Consider the following 18,885-nt stretch of genomic DNA (forward strand, 5'->3'; position numbering starts at 1 on the left):
TCATGACGGCTCGGTCCGGTCGTGGCCGAAGCCTGCGGTCATGGCCAGCAGCAGGACGGCCACGACCGCCAGGGACGGCAAGACGAGTTCTTCGCCGTGCGGGACGTCGGCGGTGGGACGGGGGTCCACTCGCCGATCGGGGTCCCAGGTGAGGTGGAGGGTCGAACCGGGCCGCGCGGCCTTCTCGATGTTCAGTTCGCTGGGGCCGCCGGAAGGGCAACTCAGCCGGTGGACGTTGCCGGTGATGGTCGAGTTGCCCCCTTCCGGGGCTCCGTTGAGGACGGTCGCGGACGTCTTGCGAACGTCGTCCACCCGGCAGGCGCCGCTGACGCCCCGGACCGCCAGAACACGGTCCTCGGCGGCGTTGTGGAGGAAAAACCCGCAGAACGGGAGGGCGAGGAGGAGCAGGACCGGAGTCGCCATGTGCCCGGACGCGGCGAAGGCCGCGCCAACGCCCAGGGCGGTGGCCGACAGGGCGACGATCACGCCCAGCCAAGAGAGGCTGCCGGGCCCGTAGAAGTCCAGCCAGCCCACGGCGACGTAGCCGCCGATCCCGGCCGCGGTCGCGGCGGTGGCCGCGCCCCCTCGAATGATCGATGCCGTCACGTCCATCAGACGCATTGATGAACGACCACGTTTGAGTGAGACGGATCACAGGCACCCGCCCCACCCGGCCGAACGTCCCCCACGGCACCACGACGGCGCTCCACCTCGGACCGGCGCCCGTCCTGCGGACCAGGTTCCCCGCACTATCGAGGCCCTCCAGCGCCTAGCCGCCCGGACAGCCGCGACGATGACCACTCTGGACTCGACCTCGATCGTTCGCGCGGTAGCGGCTGCCCACGGCGTTCGCCTGATCGGCCACGCCCGCTGAAGGTCTCACCATCGAGATCAGCTTTCCGTCCGCACCCACCACCCGGTCCCCGCTGCCACTGACCCGTGTGTCTCACGGACGGGCTGAATCAATAGTGGCTTGACCGGACGGCAGCCCGGTAGTAGGTTGCAATGTTCTCCACCTGGAGGGCGAATTCCCCGGGCTCTTTTCGTGATGAGGAACTGAACAGTCTCGATGGCGGGCAACGAACCTGACTCTCCTTTCGCGGCCGTGCGGCGGCCTCGTCCCCTTCCGGTCCTGGTCCTCGCGGACGTCAGCGGCAGCATGGCGCAGGACGGCAAGATCGAATCCCTTAACAGCGCCATGGCGGAAATGGTCCGGAGTTTCGCCGCCGAACGGTCGGTCCATGGGGAGATCATGGTCGGCGTCATCGCGTTCGGCGGCACGGGCGTCGCGCTGCACCACCCCCCGACACCCGCCGCCGACTTCCGCTGGGCCGATATGAGCGCGGTGGGCGGCCCGCACGGAACCCCGATGGGCGACGCATTCGAGCTCGCACGTTCGGTCCTGCACGATGAGGACGTCGTGCCGTCCCGTGCCTACGCGCCGACGCTCGTGCTCGTCTCCGACGGCGCCCCCACAAGCGAATGGGAACAGCATCTCGACAGATTCCTGTCGTCCCCGCGCGGTGCGCGGTCGTTGCGTCTCGCCGTGGCGATCGGATCGGAAACCGGTACGCGCGCCTATCGCGTTCTGGAATCCTTCGTCAGAGATCCCCGGTATCCGGTGGTACGCGCGGACGAGGCTCCCAGAATCGCGGAGATCTTCCGCTCGATCACCCGGAGCGTCAGCGTGCGCGCGCGAAGCACGCGCCCGGATGACGCCTCGATGTTCGACCTGGACGATCTGTTCGATCTCAGCGACTGAATTCGGGGACCGAACGTTCCGCAATGCCGGGAACCGCGGTGCGGGTCGGCAAGGACGACGAATGCGAGGGAGACGACGTGTCCGCGCTTTCCGGTGAGAGGACGCCTCACCCGCGCCGTGCCCGGCGTCGGCCACGACCGGGCGACCTCGTCCGCGACGACCGCGGCGAGGACCTCGAACTGTCCGCGGAGATCGGCAGCGGCGGCCAGGGCACGGTCTGGACGCTTGCGGGCGGCCAGGCGGCGGTGAAGATCGTCCGGCCGGAGCACGCGATGAGCGCCGACCGGTTGCGGGCGCGGCTCGCGGTCATCCGCCGCTTCGACCTGTCGGGCATTCCGATCGCGCGTCCGCTGTCCCTCCTCGTCGGCGACCACGTCGGCTACACGATGGAGCTGCTCGCCGACCTCATGCCGATCGGGAACCTGGCCGCCGTCCCCGCGTCCGGCGTGGGCGACTGGTTCCACGGGACCGGCGGACTGCGGCGCCGGCTCCGTCTCCTGGCCCTCGCCGCCGAGGCGTTCGCCCGGCTGCACGCGCGCGGGATCGCCTACGGTGACATCTCACCGGGCAACGTCCTCGTGTCGGCGAGCAGCGACCACGACCAGGTGTGGCTGATCGATCCGGACAACCTGTCGGTGGAGACGGTCCCCGGAGAGCCGTCCTACTACACGCCCGGATACTCGGCACCAGAGGTGGTCGCCGGCACGTCGGGCCCGGACAGCCTCACCGACGTGTTCTCGTTCGCCGTCCTGGCGTTCCAGGTCCTCACCCTGACGCATCCGTTCGTCGGAGACCTCGTCGACCAGGAACCCGAACGCTACGAGGCCGACGCGTTCTCCGGCGCGCTCCCCTGGATCGACCATCCGGATGACGACCGCAATCGGTCCACCACGGGACTCGACCGCGAGACGGTGCTCACCCGCGGGCTGCGGTCTCTCGCCGGCCGGGCGTTCGAGCAAGGACTCCACGACCCGGGCGCGCGGCCGACGATGCGCGAGTGGCAGGAAAAGCTGGAGCAGGCGGCGTTCCTGATGGTCGCGTGCGACGGGTGCGGCGGGACGTTCCACGCCGGACGGGCCATCTGCCCCTGGTGCGGGCGTGCGCGGCCCGTGCTGCTGCGCTGCGACGCGCACGGGTACGTCCCGCCCGGCGGCATTCCGGATGTCGAGGAGGAAGGGGACACCGGCCGGCTCTACTCGGTGATCCTGACGCCGGGTCGGCCGCAGGTGCTGCGGGCGCGGGACGTGCTGCTCTGGCTGGACCGCGGCCCGTCCCATGCGCCCGTCGACCTGGGCGAACCGGTGGCGGAACTCCGCTGGGACGGAGGACCGCGCGTCCTAGTGCGGTGTGCGGGACGGCATCACGTGTGGGTGGTCAACCGGCCCGAGAACCGCTCCTTCGAACTCGGTACCGGTGATGTCCGGCCGATCGACCTCTCCGAGGCGGGCCGCTGGACCGTCCGGTTCGGCACGGGACGCGAGCCCCACCGCTACCTCACCCTGCTGGTTCCGCGTATGGGGGCACGATGAGCGCCCGCGCCGCGACGGCGCATCTCGCCGACGCGCTGCCGGGACCGCCCGCGTTCGTGTGGGTCGAGCTGCCGGCCGGGCTCGCGCAACCGACGCTCGACCAGGAGATCCACCTGGAACGCGTGGGGACGGCGCTCTTCGCGACCCATCACGGCCCCGGCGGCGCCTCGAACGAGCATGTCGTACGAGGCAGGACCGCCGCGGACGACGACCTGCTGGACGCGCTGGTAACGGAGAACGGCCGGGTGGCCGCCTTCGCGCAGGACGTCGACCCGGACGACCCGGCGCGCCGATGGCTGCGGCTGCGCGTCTACGAGATCGAGGGTCGCTACGCGTGGGAGCCGCTGGACATCGGGGTGGACGACGAAGCGATCGCGGCCGTCCGCCGCATCGCCGGGCGCGACCAGGCAGGAAGCCCCGCCAAGGCGCTCGGCTGGCTGCGCCGCACCCTGCTGTTCCCGGCGCCGTCCGGCATGAGCGCCGCCGCGCCGACACCGCTCGACGCGCGACCGGGCGCGACGCGGAAGGAGATGCGGCGCCTGGTGGTCCTCGCCGCGCCCGGCCAGGACCTGCGCGCACCGACCGCATGCCTGCTGCGCGGCGACGGCGTGGTCGCCCGAATGCAGCTCGTCGACGGCGAATGGCGTCTGAACCGGCTGCATCGCGACGCCTCGACGACACGGGAATGGATGCGGCCCGCGCTCGTCCACGCCAAGGTCGACTTCATCGAGACCACGGTCAAAGCGCGACTGCGGCTCCAAATGCGCGAGGAACTCGACCGGCTCGGCGAGGGAGACGGCGCGGAGACCTTCCTCGCCGTCTGGCGCCGGTACCACGAGCTGGACAACAGGCACGGCCTGCGGAAACTGCGGGACTTCGGCTTCCTCGTCTACACCGGACGCACCCCGCTCGACGACAGCGAGGGCGTTGTCCGCTTCCACGTCGACGGGACGGGCAACGCGCTCCTGCGTCGGCTGCGCGACGACCTGGACGCCGGTGAGGAGACCGAACTGGAATGCGCGGTCGAACTGCCCGCCGTCCTCGGCGGCGCCGCCCGGGCCGAAACGCCCGACGGGCTGCTGGAAGAGGAAATCGCCCGCGGCAACACGGTCGGTGTCGTCACCCATGTCGACGTGGCGCAGAACGTCGTCGACCTGCGCATGATCCCGCGCCGCGCGTCCTCGGGAATGCCCGTCGACCCGCCGCGCCGGGGGTTCCTGCACGCGGCCGTCTGGGGCGACCGGCGGCGCCTGGAACGGCGAAGCCGGGCGCTGAAGCGGCTGCTCAGAGGACAAGTTCCGCTGCCGCAGCTCCTCTCCCTGCTCCAGGGGTCGCCCGCGCGAGGAAAAGAACCGGTGCGGGGTGTGAAGGCGATGTCGGAGGCCGTCGCCGCGTGTTTCCGGGACACACCGAACGCCATGCAGCGGCTCGCCTTGGAGACCGCGCTGAACACCCCCGACATCGCCGTCATTCAGGGGCCGCCCGGTACCGGGAAAACACAGCTCATCGCCGCGCTCCAGGTCAGGCTGGCCGAAACGCGACGGCCGCACGCCGTGATCAGCCAGAGCATGTTGCTCACCAGCTACCAGCACGCCGCCGTCGACAATCTCGTCGAGCGCTCGAAAGTGTGGGATCTGCCGTCGATGAAGATCGACTCGCAGAACCGAGGCTCGACCGCGCACATCGAGGAATGGCGGGACGCGACGATCGCCGCGCTGCGGAGCGACCTGGCGGGCACCGAGGAGGGCCGGATCGCGACCGCGATGCGGACCATAGCCCGCAGGACCGCCGCGTACTGCACGGCGCCCGTCTCGACCGAAGAACTCGATTCGCTCCTCGCGGACGTCGCCGAGCAGGCGTCCGGACTCATCTCCGATGCGTTGCGCGTCCGGCTGGAGAACCTGCGCATGGAGATCCGCGCCGCCCAGAAGGCAGCCGACCTGCGCGTCGACCGCCGGCGGGAGAGCGTGCTGCGGGCGGTACGGGGCATCCGCCATCTTCCCCTCGCGTTCGGCGACGACGGCCCGCAGATGGCCGCCGCCGCGCTCACCTACCTCGAACGCACCCCCGGGGTCGACGAAGCCCATCTCGACCTGGTCCGGCGGGCGGCGGACTGGACGGACGACGACCCGCCGGACTTCCTCTCCGACCTGACGGCGGCCCGGGACGAACTGCTGGACCGGCTGACCGGCGGCGCGGACCGGCTCGTCCGGCCCGTCGCCCGCGAGGACGTGGTGGACCTGCTGAACGCGATCATCGACGACCTCGACGCGCGGCGGCGCTCGGGCGCCGCCGGCGTGAGCACGGCGCTGCTGGAGTTCCTCGACGAACTGGAGGGCGACCCGGAGGCGGTGCTCGCGATGCTCCGGCTCTACACGACGTCCTTGGCCGCGACCTGCCAGCAAGCCGACTCGCGCGCCGTCCAGGACGCCCGGGACGGCGCGCAGCTGTTCGACACCGTGATCGTGGACGAGGCCGCCCGCGCCAACCCGCTCGACCTGCTCATCCCGCTCACCCTCGCGTCGCGGCGCGTGATCCTCGTCGGCGACCAGAACCAGCTTCCGCACATGCTCGAACCCGACGTCGAACAGGAACTGGGCACCGGCGGGAACGACGCGCTCGGCCTGCTGCGCGAAAGCCTCTTCGGACGGTTGTTCGCCCTCCTGCACGAGGGGGACACCGGGGGACGGCGCCGGGCCGTGCGCCTCAACGAGCAGTACCGGATGCACAAGACGCTCGGGGACTTCGTCGGGCGGCACTTCTACGGCGGGCACCTGGAGTCGCCGCGCGGAACCGCTGGCTTCGAGCACGGGCTGGACGGTTACGACGGACGTCCGGCCGCGTGGCTGAGCGTGCCCGCCTCGGCGGGTCGTGAGCACGCCGGGCAGAGCAAGTCGCGTCCGGCGGAGGCGCGCGCGATCGCGCGGGAGCTGAAACGCCACGTGCTGCACCGGACGGACCTGACGTTCGGGGTGATCAGCTTCTACAGCGCGCAGGTCCGGCTCATCTGGGAGCAGCTCGTCCGCGACGGGCTCGCGGAGACCGCCGACGGCGGGCACCGGCCCGTCGACACGCTGCGGGAGCGGCTGCACGTCGGCACGGTGGACGCGTTCCAGGGCAAGGAATTCGACGTCGTCATCCTGTCCGTCACCCGGTCCGGTCCCGTCCCGGCGTTCGAGCCGGGTCAGACGCGTCCCGACCATCCCCGTCACGCCGCCTACGAACGCTGGGTGCGGCGAACTTACGGGCACCTGCTGCTCCAGAACCGGCTGTGCGTCGCCATGAGCCGGCAGCAGCGCCTTCTCGTCGTGGCCGGCGACGAGGCGCTGTTCACCTCGCCGGTGACGCCGCCGGGTGCACGGCCGATCCGGGATTTCTACGAGCTCTGCGCGGCGTCCGGGGTCGTGCTGAGCGGGGAGCGCTGACATGTTCCGCATCCATCGCGGGGTGATCCAGGCCGCACGTCCGCCGGACGACGACGACCTCCTCTTCCTGTGCTGGCCGGTGCTCGTGTACCGGGTGACGGCGCCGGTCGTCCGCGTCCGGCATCTGAACATCCTGGAAAAAGTGGTCCTGGCGCTCTGCCACGCGGGTCTCCGGCATCCGCCCGACATCGCCGCGCGGATCCACCAGAACATCGAGCTCTGCAAGTTCGTCCTGGGCCGACTGCACGCCGCCGGGCAGCTGGACGGCGCCAACGCGCCGACCGAAAAAGGTGTCCGGACACTGCTCACCAGCCAGCTGGGCGAGGAGCCGGAGCTGATCGTCACCCACGTCCTGCAAGATCCGGTCACGCGGCGCCTGTGGCCGAGGACCGCCGACGACCTGCGGTACCGGCAAGTGCGGCGCAGCGACGGCGACACGGCCGACCTGCGGTTGAACACCGCCGGGGCGCCGCGTTCGGTGACGGCGCACGTGGTCGGGTGCCCCGTCGATCCCGCCGACGTCCCCCGGCCCACCGCGCAGGAGATCATCGACGCCGTCGCCGCGCACCGGAGGGCGAAGATCGCGCACCGGGCCGAGGACTTCGCCGACGCGCGCGGCGGGCGGGCGCCGGCGGCGTACCTCGCCGAACGCGACCTGGAGGCGTTCACGACCGAGCTGACGATGCCGTCCGATGACACGGTGCGCCAGGTCCTCGACGTCGGCCGGCCCCTGCCCGAGTACCTCCTGCTCTGGTGGCGCGACGACGGCCCGGACGGCGGCGGACGGCGGGCCGAAGATCCGTTCGGCCTCGACCCGAACCCGTTTCCGCAACGCCTGCTGGCCGACCGGCTGCGCGACGACGCCGACCTCGCCGCCCGGGTGCTCGGTTTCGGCGAGGCCGGGGAGGCACGCCGGCGCGCCGCCTACCGATCCGCCGCGAACGACCTGCGCGCGAGCGCGGAGGCGAGGCTGGTGCAGGCGCTCGGCGCCGAGATCCGGCGCCGTCCCGAGGCTTTGACGCTGTTGCTCGGGCTGGAGGACGCGGCGGCGCGCGGCGGTGACAGCGGCGTGGAAGAGGTCGCCCGCGAGGCGTACCGGCTGTACGAGTACCTGTTCCGCCTGCTGGCGCGGGAGTATCCGGTGCCCGATCGGCCGAGCTGGGACCGGGCGAACTCCGCGGCGGCGGCCGAGGTCGTCCGGTCCGCTCTCGGCGAGGCGGCCGACGAGATCGGATTCACGACGCTCCCGCCCGCCTTCACCGGCAGGCCGCTCGAAGGGCTGCGGAAGTATCCCGGCCGGGTCCGCGCTGGAAATCCGCCCGTGGGCCTTGCGCGCGCCTTCGTGCCCCAGCTTGTCCCCTATCTCCTGGTCGCCGCGGCCGATGCCCGGAGCGTGCACCGGACCGGCCATCCGTTGCGCGACCTCGCCGCGCGGCGACCCGCCCTTCTCGTCGATCTCGAAGCGTTGGGTCACCTGCGCAACCGCGGCTCCCATGCGGAACGGGACGCCACCGTCGAAGACGACATCGCATGGTGCCGCGAGCTCGCCTTGGACGCGGCCCGCCTCCTGATCACACTTCCGCCGCCGGCCCCCGAGAGGAACCAGGACGATGGCCAAGAGCCGCAGCAAGCGGACCAACGCCCAGCGCACCAGGGCGCGCGCGGGCGCACGGACGGACGCCGCGAGGGACGCCGCGCGCCTGGCCGCCGACGCTGAGAAGCTGGAGGCCGCTGAGCTGGAGACCACCGGGGACCGGAGCACCGACCTCGTCGAGGCGCCCGCGTCCACCGGTCCGGTCGACGAGGCGCACCTGCGCGAGGCCGTCGTCCGCGCCGAGCGCGCCCGCGAACTCGCCGACCGGCGCGCGGCCGCCGCGCAGGCCGCCGAGGAGGCGCTCGAGAACAAGTACCGGCGGGAGGCGGACCGGCTCGCTGCGAACGTGCGCGAACTGGAGGCCGAGAAGACCGCCCTGTCAACGCGCGCCGCCGAACTGGACCGCCGCGAATCGGCGCTGGACGAACGCGAGCTGTCGCTGACGGAACGCTCCGAACGCGTCCTGGAGCTGGAAGAGGACGCCAAACGCGGTTTCGCGGGCTACCGCCACGAACAACTCGAACGGTTGCGCGGCGAACTGGACGAGCGGCGCGCATTGTTCGACGCCGAGTTGCACGCCCGTGAAGAACGGCTGGTCCGCGCCCTCGCCGAGCGGGAGAGCGCGCTGGCGCGCCGGGAGGAGGAGGCGCGCGACCGGGAAGCCGAGCTGGAAGCCGTCCGGCTCGAACAACAGCGCACCGAACGGCGCCTCGCCGCGCGCGAGGAGTACCTGGAGCAGGAGGCCGCGGACCGGGCCGACGACCTGCGGGCCGAACTGGAGGCCGAACTGGAGCGCGAGCGGCACAACGCGTCCAGTTGGCGCCTGCGGTGGGAGGCCGTCAACCGGCTCGCCGAGGAACGGGACCGGGCGCTCGCCGAGCGGGACGTCGCGATCGCCGTGTTCGGCGGCCGGAGCGAGCACGAGATCGCCGAGGAGCTCACCCGCCTCCGCGCCGAGAACGCCGAGCTACGCCGCGATGCGGCGGCCCGGCCCGTCGCGGACCAGGACCGGGTCGCCGAACTGGAGTCCCGCTTCCACGATCTGACGGTCGAGCGGGAAGGGCTCGCCCAGCGGAACGCCGAGCTGCGCCGCCAGGTCGCCGCCGCGAAGATCTCGACGGTGGAGCGCGAGAACAGCCGCATGGTGAACCAGGCGCTGGAACGGCTCAACGAAACGCTCCGCGCCGAAATCCACCAGCAGACGGTGACGTTGGAACAACTCCAGGCGGAATCCCAGCGCACCTCACCGTTCCCGTCCTGTTTCTCCATGGACGCCGATCCGACGCTCAACCACCGTCCCCCGCTGTCCGTCGGTCCGGTCGACCTGGCCGATCTCGTGACGCGCGTCCGGCACCGCATGGCCGCCGATCTCGGGCTCTTCTATTCCGAGCAGGACATGCGGTGCTTCGTCGCGGGACTGGCGACCAGCAGGCTCCACCTGCTCCAGGGAATCAGCGGCATCGGCAAGACCCGCCTGCCCGAGGCCTTCGCGCGGGTGACCGGAGCGGGCTCGGAGACCGTCGCGGTCGCCGCCGAATGGCGCAGCCCGCAGGACCTCGTCGGGTACTACAACCCGTTCGAGCGGAAGTTCTACGAGACCGACTTCATGCAGGCGCTGTATCGGGCGCAGCTTCCGCTTTTCGCCGACAAGCCGTTCTTCATCGTCCTCGACGAGATGAATCTGTCCCACCCGGAGCAGTACTTCAGCGATCTGCTCTCCGCCCTGGAACGCAAGGAGGGCGACTCTTCGGAGCGTCCGGCGATCCGGTTGCTGACCGCGCGCGTGGATCCGGCGCCCGCGCTGCTCCGCGACGGCCGGTCGCTGGAGCTTCCCGACAACGTTTGGTTCGTCGGGACCGCCAACAACGACGAGACCACCGTCCGGTTCGCCGACAAGACCTATGACCGCGCGCACATCCTGGAACTGCCGTCCCGGCCGACGCCGTTCCAGGGCGACGACGCGGCGCCCCTCACCCCCGTCTCGATGCGAAATCTCCAGGAGTCGTTCCAGCGCGCCGCCCAGAAACACAGGGACGCGGCCCGCCGGACGCTCGACTTCTTCGACGCCGAACTCGGCGATCGGCTGCGCGACGACTTCGGCGTCTCGTGGGGAAGCCGCTTCCACCGACAGGCCGAACGGTTCGTGCCCGTGGTGGTGGAAGCGCGGGGAACGCCCGGAGAGGCCGCCGATCATCTGCTCGCCACGAAAATCCTCCGCAAGCTGTCGGGCCAGGTCGGCGTCCCCGCCGGCGAGCTGCGCGCGCTCGCCGACCTGGTCGAGGCGCGCTGGTCTGCGACGTTCCCGGACACGCCGCCGGAGCGGTCCCTGCGGGCGATCCGTGCCGAGATCCGCGCGCGGGGCGCCGGGTGAACCGCGCGCCGGAGCTGTGGGACCGCGTCACCGGTGCGCTCGTGCCGCTGCCCGGCCCGTCCGTCCTGCTCGGCCGCTACCGGGTGCCCGCGGGCGGCCACCTCACCGGGACCGGCGGACGCTGGACGCTGCGCGGCGCGGACGGCGAGGCCTGGTCGGGGGACTTTGGCGGCGACCCGTCCGCCGCACCGATCGTCGTGGAGAGCGTCGCCGCCATCGCGCGGCGGCTCGCGAGCGCGGAACGGGCGGGCGCCGCGCTCGGCGCCTGGACCGCCGTCCTGCCGATGATCGACGGCATCACGGACCGGCTGCGCCCGCATCCGCTGGAAGACCGCCTGCGCGCCGAGTTCGCCCACCTCCGCAAGGTCGCGTACGACCCGCACGCCCGGCTCCGCACCGAGCAGGTCCTGGTCCCGGTCAGCGAGGCGCGCCGGATCACCTGGCGGACGGTGAGCCACCTCGCCGCGCACAGCGAGACCTGGGCCGCACGGCGCCTCCACGGCGTCGAGCCGGCCCGGCTGCTGACACCCGTCCAGGTGGCCGACCCCGATCTCTACGAGAACCGGATCGTGGCCACGCTGATCGAACGTCTCTGGAACCATGTGACGGCCCGGTTCGCCGAGATCGAGTCGATCGAAGGAATGGTCGGCCAGGCGCGCGACCTGCTGGACGAGACGGGCCATCGGCCGTACTGGCGCGAACGCGAGCGCCTCTACGACTTCATCGGCGAACTTCTGATCGAGGACGACCTGGCACGCCGCCTCGCCGATATGCGGGCGGATCTCGGGTCCCTTCGCGCCGCGCTCGCCCCCCTGATCAACGCAAAGATCAGGACCTCGGTGCGCGGCCCGTACACCGGTCCGGAACGTCTGCGGCCGACGAATCTCTTCGACCACGATCTCGACTACCGGCATTGCCGGGCTCTGTGGGACGCCTCGGTGGCACTGCGCGACCAGGCCGCGAGCGGCGAACCCGACGCCGTCCTCGCCGAATGGTGCGAGAACTTCACGCGCTACGCCTTGCTGCTCGTGCTGCGGGCTCTCGAACAACTCGGCCTCACGGAGGAACCGGACGCCACCGGGCCACTGCCGGATCGTCCCGGACCGCGCTATTCCTTTCGCGGACGCACGGTGCGGCTGGACCGGCACGGCGACGACACGTTCGCGCTTCTTCTGGACGACGATGTGCTGTTGCGGATCGTGCCACTGCCTCATGCCCTGACCCGCGCCGGCGAGCCCGATCTCATCGCCCGGGCGCTGGACGGACTCTCCGCCGATGTCGCGATCCTTTATCCGGGAGAGGCCGCGGAACGCGCGGCGCTTCCGATGCCGACCCGGCTGGCGGTGCACGTTTCCCATCGGACGGGCGCGCGACCCGCGATGGTGCCGGTGAGTCCGTCCGATCTGGCGAGTACGGGGCGTGTCGCCCGCGCGTTGCGCGCATCGCTGGACGGACGCCTGATGCTCGCCTATCCGCCTCGGGTGGCTTCCACCGTCGCGGGTGCGGAAAAGCTCGCTCGCACCTTCGACTGGATCACCGTGTCCTCCGGCGAACTGCTGGTCACGAGGCCGGTGGCCGACCATGAGCGGGGCGCGCTGCGCCGAATGCTGGCGACGCTGCATACCCCGGCCGACGCGGCTCGCCGGCGCGGCGACAATCGGCGCGACCTGGACGAACTGGAAGCCGAACTGATCGCCGCGACCCGCTCGGTGGCGCACCTCACGACGTGCCCGGTGTGCCTCAGCGAAGCGACCGATCCCGTCCGCGCGTTCGTCGCCCGGGCGGACGGGACGTTCCGCTGCTCATGCCAGTGCAAAACGGTCTGGGAGACGCGACGCTGCACCGCCTGCTCGCAGCCGTACCCCGTCCTGACGGTCCCGAGCCTGGCCGACCAGGCGGGCGGTGACGGCGACCGTCTCGACGTGGTGTTCGCCCAGGATCTGCTCGCGCCGCCGTGCTGGCAACGGCCGTCCGTCTATATCTGCCCGAACTGCGACCAATGCCCGGAAGCGCGCTCCGAACGCATGCGCCAAGCCTGCATCCGCTGCGCGCCCCACGAACGTCGATGACCGATCGCGCCCCTGCTGCCGCGTTCGAGCATCTCTTCGCATTTCCGAGCACCGACAGTCGGACTTTGCCACCTCAAGCCGCCTGACGGCCGGTCGTCAGGCGGGAAGGAAGATCAGCCGGTCGTCGGCATGCCCGCAGCGGTCTCGGGGACCTCGGCGGTCACGCTCAACGCCCTGTTGACTCTCTTCGGGTTCCCGAGCGAGGGCAAGAACGTCAAAGCCAAGGGAACGATCACGAGCTCCGCGTCCCGGCAACCGATCGAACTCGTCATCCACCAGGCCAACCCGCCCGGCCGCACGGTGATCGCCTAGGCAAAGCGTGCCGGCGGACGGGGCGACGGGGGCAGCCCGACAGTCAGATTCGGCTCGTGCGGGTCCTACGCTGGTGGGCATGGTGGCTAAGGGCAGCTCGGCGGCGCGGGCGAAGCGGTTCGCGGACGAGACACGGGTGGGTCTGGTGCGGCGGGCGCGGAAGATGGACCGGATCCTCCAGGAGACGTACCCGGACGCGCACTGCGAGCTGGATTTCCGCAACCCTTTCGAGCTGCTGGTCGCGACGGTCCTGTCCGCGCAGACGACGGACGTGCGCGTCAACCTGACGACGCCGGATCTGTTCGCCAAGTACCCGACGCCCGAGGACATGGCGGCGGCGAACCCGGAGGAAATGGAAGAAATCCTCCGGCCCACCGGCTTCTACCGCGCCAAGACCAAGTCCGTTCTGGGCCTGTCGTCGGCGCTGGTGGAGCGTTTCAAAGGCGAGGTCCCCAAGAAGCTGGACGACCTCGTCACCCTCCCCGGCGTCGGCCGCAAAACCGCCAACGTCGTCCTCGGCAACGCGTTCGGCGTGCCGGGGCTGACGGTGGACACGCACTTCGGACGGCTCGTCCGTCGGTTCGGCTGGACGGACGAGGAGGAGCCCGAGAAGGTCGAGTCGGCCATCGCCGAGCTGTTCCCCCGCCGCGACTGGACGATGCTGTCGCACCGGCTGATCTGGCATGGGCGGCGGATCTGCCACGCGCGGCGTCCGGCCTGCGGGGCGTGTCCGCTCGCCGACCTGTGCCCGTCCTATGGCACCGGCCCGGTCGACCACGACACGGCGGCCAAGCTCGTCAAGACGGGCCCGCCCCCGAAGACCACCTGACGGCGCTGCCGTCGCTCACTTCACACTCCGAAGTGAGTGTCATGTCGGTGGAGACCAGATCGTCGAGCGTCTCACGGCGGATGATGAGGCGCGGTGCCAGGTCACGGGCCACGGCAACGACGGCGGGTCTCGGAACGAGGTTGTAGTTGCTCGCCATAGAGCGGTTGTAGGCGCCAGTGGCCGCGACGGCGACAAGGTCTCCAGCCTGGACATCGCCGGGGAGCATGAGGTCGCGTATGAGAATGTCACCCGCTTCGCAGTGCTTTCCCACTAGGCGGCACATGATGTCCGGAGCGTTCGTCGGGCGCGAGACGAGCGCGCTGGTGCACGTCGCGCCGTAGAGAGCGGGCCGCATGTTGTCGCTCATGCCGCCGTCCACGCTCACGTAGGTGCGTGTGAAAGAACCACCCGCATCGCGGACGGTCACCGGCTTGACCGTACCGACCTCGTAAAGGGTCAGGGTGCTCGGCCCGATGAGCGCCCTTCCCGGCTCGACGGCCAGGCGCGGCATGGGGATGTTCTCGCGGTTCGCCGCAGAGGTCACCGCCGCGACGAGCTCTCCGGCGAGCTTGGAAACCGGCAGCGGGTTTTCGTCGGCCGTATAGGCGATTCCCGCTCCACCGCCCAGATTCAGTTCGCCCAGTGCGATCCCGTGCGCTCTCTGCACGTCGCCGAGGAAGTTCACGGCGCGATCTGCGGACAGCATGAAGCCTTCCGCGCCGAAGATCTGCGAACCGATGTGAGTATGGACGCCGACCAGGTGGAGATCGGGACGATGAAGAATCTCTTCGACGGCTCGGCCTGCGCTGCCGTCAGCGACCGAAAATCCGAACTTCTGATCCTCGTGTGCAGTGGCGATCGCATCGTGTGTGCGTGCGCGGACGCCCAACGTCAGCCGGATCATGATTTTGGGGCGCACGCCGATCTCCGCGGCGATCCCTGCGACACGTTCGATTTCCTCGAATGAGTCGACGATGATCTTACCGACCCCGGAGTTGAGGGCGGTGCGCAGTTCTCCAACCGACTTATTGTTGCCGTGGAAGGTCATCCGGTCCGCCGGAAAACCCGAACGCAGGGCGACCGCCAGCTCGCCTCCGGTACAGACGTCGAGACCGAGGCCCTCCGCGTTGATCCACTGTGCCACGGCGCCGCACAGGAACGCCTTGCCCGCGTAGTAGATGTCGCATGAGTCGGTGACGGATGCGAACGCGCTTTCCCATTCGCCGCAGCGTTCGATCAGATCGTCGTGGTCGAGGACGAACAGCGGTGTGCCGAACTCGGCGGCGAGAGTGCGCAGGTCATGTCCGGCGACGCTCATCGCCCCGTCGCCAGTGCAGCCGGTGCCGCGCGGCCAGATTCCGGCATCGAACGTGTTGCCGAAGTGCGAACGACGGCCGAGAGTAGTCATGGTGTCCGAGATTCCTGTTTCAAAGAGTTTCCTGATGACTGAGGATTACATTGGCCAGGCTGGCCGCAGTGCCATGCTTTTCATATCCTCCTTCGAGTACATAGAGAGTGGGAACGCCCTCGCGGCCGATCAGCTCACCAATCCGGGCGTAGTCGACCGACCGCAACGTGAGCTGTCCGAGCGGATCGGCCGCACAGGTGTCGAGTCCGATCGAGATCACGAGGAATCGCGGGCGATGCCTGCGCGTGAACACCACCGCGTTCTCAAGCGCATTAAGCCACACCTGGTTGGCGGCCTGGGCTGGAATGGTGATGTTGCGGTTGGCACCGAATCCCTGCCCTTCGCCGCGCTCGCTGGGGTAACCCGAGTAATACGGGAAAGTCGTTGCCGGATCGGCGTGCACGGATACATAGGCGACGTCGTTCCGGTGGTAGAAGATGTCCTGTGTGCCGTTGCCGTGGTGGTAGTCGATATCGATGATCGCGACCTGGCCGTGATCGCACAGCAACTCCGCGGCGAGTGCGGCATTGTTGAGGTAGCAGTAGCCGCCATAGAAGTCGCGGCCCGCATGATGCCCCGGGGGGCGGCAGAGCGCAAAGGCGAACGGTTCGCCCGCCAAAAGCAGGTGTGCGCCGCTGACGGCGGTGGCCGCCGATTCCAGCACGGCCTCCCACGTGGTCGAGGTGATCGGGGTCGCGAGATCGGTTGCGAACGAGCCGATGAGCCCGTCGACGTGAGACGGCCGGCCAGTGGCACGGGGTTGCCGCCACACGTACGGTGTCGCCTCGCCCGTTCGGCCGCTCGCCTGCCAGAGGGTCGACGCTTTCGCGAGAAAGCTCACCATTTCTGAACTATGCACTCGTTCGATCAAGGCCTTAGGTGACTTTTCGGGCGGCCGAATCGGACCCAGGCTCAGCTCCCTGATGCGGTCGACCACCGCTTCTGCCCGTCCGGGCTTCTCCAGGTGGGCGACCCGCTCTCCGTCCAGCACCTCCCACGAGGGATCGTGCAAGCGGTGCGCCATCGAATAGATAGTGATCATCAGCCTTCACCTCTATGCTGAAACTTGCTCCGCTACGGCGAGAGTTTCACGCACGCAGTCGGGGTGCGAGAGGTTGCCCGGTGCCCCGCGCCCTGGCCAACATGAAAATCCGGGAATGGAGAACCGATGGCCGGGTTCGGGACAGAGCTGCGTCGCCGACGCCAGGCACTCGGGATGTCCCTCGTCGAGTTGGCGCAACTCGTCCATTACGACAAGGGTTATCTCAGCAAGATCGAAAACGGCGTCAAGCCGCCGAACATCAAGATCGCACGGGCCTGTGACGCGGCTCTCGACGCCGACGGCGCCCTCGTAGAGTGCGTAGCCGGTTCGCGCAGGGCCGATGAGCCCTGTCGGCACCCTCTGGCGGGGGCGGTCGAGACATGGAGTCTGCAGCGGCAGCCGGGGCGTTCCCTCCTCAGCGCGAGCATCCGCGATGAGCGTTCGGACGATGTCCCAGCGCTGGTCATGGACCTGCGCGTGCAGGCGATGGCGACCAATACCGAACTTGCGCCGTACCGTGCGCTTCTCGCCCTCTACCGCCAGATGGGCCAGACGCACAGTGCTTCGGAACTCATCCCCGTGCTGTGGGCGCAGACGCAGATGCTGCTCGATCGGGCCAGACGGGCATCCGACGCTCAGCGTCTCGCTTCGTACGATCTCGCCACGCACTTCTGTCACTACATCAGTTGGCTGGCACACGAGACGGGCGACATGCGCTCCGCCTCGTGGTGGATCGGGCAGGCCGAAGAGCTCGCGCTTCGCGCCGACAATGCCGATATGAGGGCATACTCCCTTGTCCGGCGCGCGCTCGTCACGCTTTACCAGGATGATGGCCGTGCCACGGTCGATCTCGCTCGTTCGGCGCAGACCGACACCGTCGTCAGCCCGCGAGTTCGCGGTCTTGCGGCGCAGCGCGAGGCGCAGGGCCACGCGCTGAACGGTGAGTACGACGCGTGCCACCGCGCGCTCGATTGTGCGGCGGACCATTTCGCCTCCGCCGGAGCCGCCGTCGGGGACGAACCGGTGATCGGATCGAGCACGGTCCAGGACCTCGCCACCGCAACGACCGGCTGGTGCTTGTTCGACCTTGGCCGTCCGTTGGAGGCCGCCGAGGTCCTGGGCCGTGCCCTCGACCAGATCGACCCGGGCGCCGTGCGCAGTCGCGCGAGGTACGCGGCCAGGCGTGCCCTGGCGTACGCCATGGCCAAAGAACTCGATCAGGCCTGCGAGTCCGCCGGAGAGCTTCTCGGCTCGGCGCAGGGACTCGAGTCGGCAACGGTCCGCGCCGACCTTCGTGACCTGCGCCGATCTCTCAACCGGTGGCCGGACCACCCGCCGGTCCGTGATCTCCTCCCGCGGATCGCCGCGGCGCTCCATGTGAAGGACATCGTCTGATCGAGCGGGCTTGCCCGTTGTGTGCTCTGAGGGCAACGGGCAAGCCCGCTGAGTCGGCCGGACGCTTGCGGACACTGGTGCACAGTCGTCCATGGCAATCGTCCAGAAGCGGAACGGCCGCGGCGAGGACGAGGCGCTCAGCTGGAGTCGATCATGCCCTCACCATTGCACGAAGCCGGCCGGCCCGGAGCGTCCGACCGCACAACCCCGGGCAGCCCCTTTCCTCGTGGATATCAACCGCCCTCCCATCTGCGGCCGGTCGTCAAGGCGGCACATCGCACGCTCCTGGTCCGCCCGATCGCCGACGCGCTGCTCGACCATGTCTTCGCCGTGGCACTCGCTCTGGGCGGCGCACTGGCCCTCCTCCATCTCCCATTGACGATCGGCGTGCCATCGGCACTGGTCGCCCTGGTGGCGATCGGAAGGCAACTGCGCGCTCTCGAATGCCTGACGCACGAGGCATCCCATTACAGTTTCAGCCGCAGGCAACGGCTGAACGACCTTCTCGGCCAGGTCCTCGCCGGTCTGCCGACGGGGGCATCCCTAGGTGATTATCGCCGTAGCCACCGGATCCATCACACGGCGTTCGGTACCGAAGCGGACCCCGACCTGGCGCGGTACCGCGAACTCGGAATCGAGCGGCTGCGCCGGCATTCTCGGGTCCTTTTCGCGCTGGACGTACTGCGCAGGTTGCCGCGGTACCAGCGGGGGTGGCTCGCCACCGTGCGGTCGCAGCCCATGGTCTTCGCCGCGCCCTTCGGCTGGGCGGGGCTCGCGGTGGCTCTTCCCGTGGCGGCGTTCGACGGATTCCGGGCCGGGCTGCTGACCGCGTGCCTCTGGCTTTTGGCTCAGTTCACGTCGCTTCCCGTGATCCGTTTTCTCGGCGAATCCGAAGAACACATCTATGCCGGACGGTATACGGTGTTCGACACCACAATCTCCAACATCGGTCTTCGGAACCTTCTGTTGAAGCATCCTCACAACGACGGCTATCACACAGTGCATCACATGTGGCCCGCGATCCCCTACTACCGCACGCGTCGCCTTCACGAACTCCTCATGAAGCAAGATCCCGAATACGCGGGCCGAGTCGTGCTCGGTCCGCCGAAGACATCCAGCCCCGACCTCCCTGAAAGTGAATGAAAGAGC

General features: G+C 69.7%; 13 protein-coding genes. 10 read left to right on the forward strand and 3 right to left on the reverse strand.

Annotated features, from left to right (window positions below; translation table 11 throughout):
- The gene (locus BTM25_RS04250; protein WP_146058953.1) at window positions 1-612 is read right to left on the reverse strand and encodes a hypothetical protein; all 612 of its coding nucleotides are present in this window, start codon (window positions 610-612) and stop codon (window positions 1-3) included.
- 457 nt (window positions 613-1,069) lie between these two features.
- Here BTM25_RS04250 and BTM25_RS04255 point away from each other — a divergent pair, with 457 nt between their 5' ends.
- From BTM25_RS04255 to nth, 8 genes are all read left to right on the forward strand, one after another.
- Window positions 1,070-1,762 carry a vWA domain-containing protein gene (locus BTM25_RS04255; protein ID WP_103561424.1) on the forward strand — a complete coding sequence of 231 codons (693 nt, stop codon included), beginning with the start codon at window positions 1,070-1,072 and terminating at the stop codon, window positions 1,760-1,762.
- Window positions 1,763-1,839: 77 nt separating this feature from the next.
- A complete protein-coding gene (locus tag BTM25_RS04260; protein WP_168211997.1) occupies window positions 1,840-3,291 on the forward strand; it encodes a protein kinase domain-containing protein in 1,452 nt (483 codons plus the stop codon).
- Window positions 3,288-6,716 (forward strand): DEAD/DEAH box helicase, encoded by a 3,429-nt coding sequence (locus BTM25_RS04265; protein ID WP_103561426.1) that lies wholly within the window; start codon window positions 3,288-3,290, stop codon window positions 6,714-6,716. The genes BTM25_RS04260 and BTM25_RS04265 overlap by 4 nt, the downstream gene beginning before the upstream one ends.
- 1 nt (window position 6,717) lies before the next feature.
- Window positions 6,718-8,433, forward strand: a complete 1,716-nt coding sequence (locus BTM25_RS04270) for a hypothetical protein (protein ID WP_103561427.1) — start codon at window positions 6,718-6,720, stop codon at window positions 8,431-8,433.
- Window positions 8,327-10,681 carry an AAA family ATPase gene (locus BTM25_RS04275; protein WP_103561428.1) on the forward strand — a complete coding sequence of 785 codons (2,355 nt, stop codon included), beginning with the start codon at window positions 8,327-8,329 and terminating at the stop codon, window positions 10,679-10,681. Before BTM25_RS04270 ends, BTM25_RS04275 begins: the two co-directional genes overlap by 107 nt.
- A gap of 83 nt (window positions 10,682-10,764) precedes the next feature.
- Window positions 10,765-12,750: a hypothetical protein gene (locus tag BTM25_RS04280; protein WP_146058954.1), complete on the forward strand. Its 1,986-nt coding sequence runs from the start codon at window positions 10,765-10,767 to the stop codon at window positions 12,748-12,750.
- 129 nt (window positions 12,751-12,879) lie between these two features.
- Window positions 12,880-13,062 (forward strand): hypothetical protein, encoded by a 183-nt coding sequence (locus tag BTM25_RS04285; RefSeq protein WP_103561430.1) that lies wholly within the window; start codon window positions 12,880-12,882, stop codon window positions 13,060-13,062.
- Window positions 13,063-13,141: 79 nt separating this feature from the next.
- Window positions 13,142-13,891 (forward strand): endonuclease III, encoded by a 750-nt coding sequence (gene nth, locus BTM25_RS04290; RefSeq protein ID WP_103561431.1) that lies wholly within the window; start codon window positions 13,142-13,144, stop codon window positions 13,889-13,891.
- On the opposite strand, the gene lysA is transcribed toward nth, so the two are convergent.
- On the reverse strand, window positions 13,860-15,299 hold the full coding sequence (gene lysA, locus BTM25_RS04295; protein WP_103561432.1) for a diaminopimelate decarboxylase: 1,440 nt from the start codon (window positions 15,297-15,299) through the stop codon (window positions 13,860-13,862). The genes nth and lysA overlap by 32 nt on opposite strands.
- Window positions 15,300-15,318: 19 nt before the next feature.
- A complete protein-coding gene (locus BTM25_RS04300; protein ID WP_103561433.1) occupies window positions 15,319-16,341 on the reverse strand; it encodes a histone deacetylase family protein in 1,023 nt (340 codons plus the stop codon).
- A 126-nt stretch (window positions 16,342-16,467) separates the two neighbouring features.
- Between BTM25_RS04300 and BTM25_RS04305 the strand changes: the two genes are divergently transcribed.
- Together BTM25_RS04305 and BTM25_RS04310 are read left to right on the forward strand one after the other, a co-directional pair.
- Window positions 16,468-17,736 carry a helix-turn-helix domain-containing protein gene (locus BTM25_RS04305; protein ID WP_103561434.1) on the forward strand — a complete coding sequence of 423 codons (1,269 nt, stop codon included), beginning with the start codon at window positions 16,468-16,470 and terminating at the stop codon, window positions 17,734-17,736.
- A gap of 153 nt (window positions 17,737-17,889) precedes the next feature.
- Window positions 17,890-18,879: a fatty acid desaturase family protein gene (locus tag BTM25_RS04310; RefSeq protein ID WP_103561435.1), complete on the forward strand. Its 990-nt coding sequence runs from the start codon at window positions 17,890-17,892 to the stop codon at window positions 18,877-18,879.
- The last annotated feature ends 6 nt before the right edge of the window (window positions 18,880-18,885 follow it).

The organism is Actinomadura rubteroloni (assembly GCF_002911665.1).
Classification (GTDB): domain Bacteria; phylum Actinomycetota; class Actinomycetes; order Streptosporangiales; family Streptosporangiaceae; genus Spirillospora; species Spirillospora rubteroloni.

Excerpts from the sequence above, each read along its gene's own strand:
- BTM25_RS04250 (WP_146058953.1), bottom strand. The coding sequence starts at position 612 with ATGGACGTGACGGCATCGATCATTCGAGGGGGCGCGGCCACCGCCGCG.
- BTM25_RS04255 (WP_103561424.1), top strand. The coding sequence starts at position 1,070 with ATGGCGGGCAACGAACCTGACTCTCCTTTCGCGGCCGTGCGGCGGCCT.
- BTM25_RS04265 (WP_103561426.1), top strand. The coding sequence starts at position 3,288 with ATGAGCGCCCGCGCCGCGACGGCGCATCTCGCCGACGCGCTGCCGGGA.
- BTM25_RS04270 (WP_103561427.1), top strand. The coding sequence starts at position 6,718 with ATGTTCCGCATCCATCGCGGGGTGATCCAGGCCGCACGTCCGCCGGAC.
- BTM25_RS04275 (WP_103561428.1), top strand. The coding sequence starts at position 8,327 with ATGGCCAAGAGCCGCAGCAAGCGGACCAACGCCCAGCGCACCAGGGCG.
- BTM25_RS04285 (WP_103561430.1), top strand. The coding sequence starts at position 12,880 with ATGCCCGCAGCGGTCTCGGGGACCTCGGCGGTCACGCTCAACGCCCTG.
- nth (WP_103561431.1), top strand. The coding sequence starts at position 13,142 with ATGGTGGCTAAGGGCAGCTCGGCGGCGCGGGCGAAGCGGTTCGCGGAC.
- lysA (WP_103561432.1), bottom strand. The coding sequence starts at position 15,299 with ATGACTACTCTCGGCCGTCGTTCGCACTTCGGCAACACGTTCGATGCC.
- BTM25_RS04300 (WP_103561433.1), bottom strand. The coding sequence starts at position 16,341 with ATGATCACTATCTATTCGATGGCGCACCGCTTGCACGATCCCTCGTGG.
- BTM25_RS04305 (WP_103561434.1), top strand. The coding sequence starts at position 16,468 with ATGGCCGGGTTCGGGACAGAGCTGCGTCGCCGACGCCAGGCACTCGGG.
- BTM25_RS04310 (WP_103561435.1), top strand. The coding sequence starts at position 17,890 with ATGCCCTCACCATTGCACGAAGCCGGCCGGCCCGGAGCGTCCGACCGC.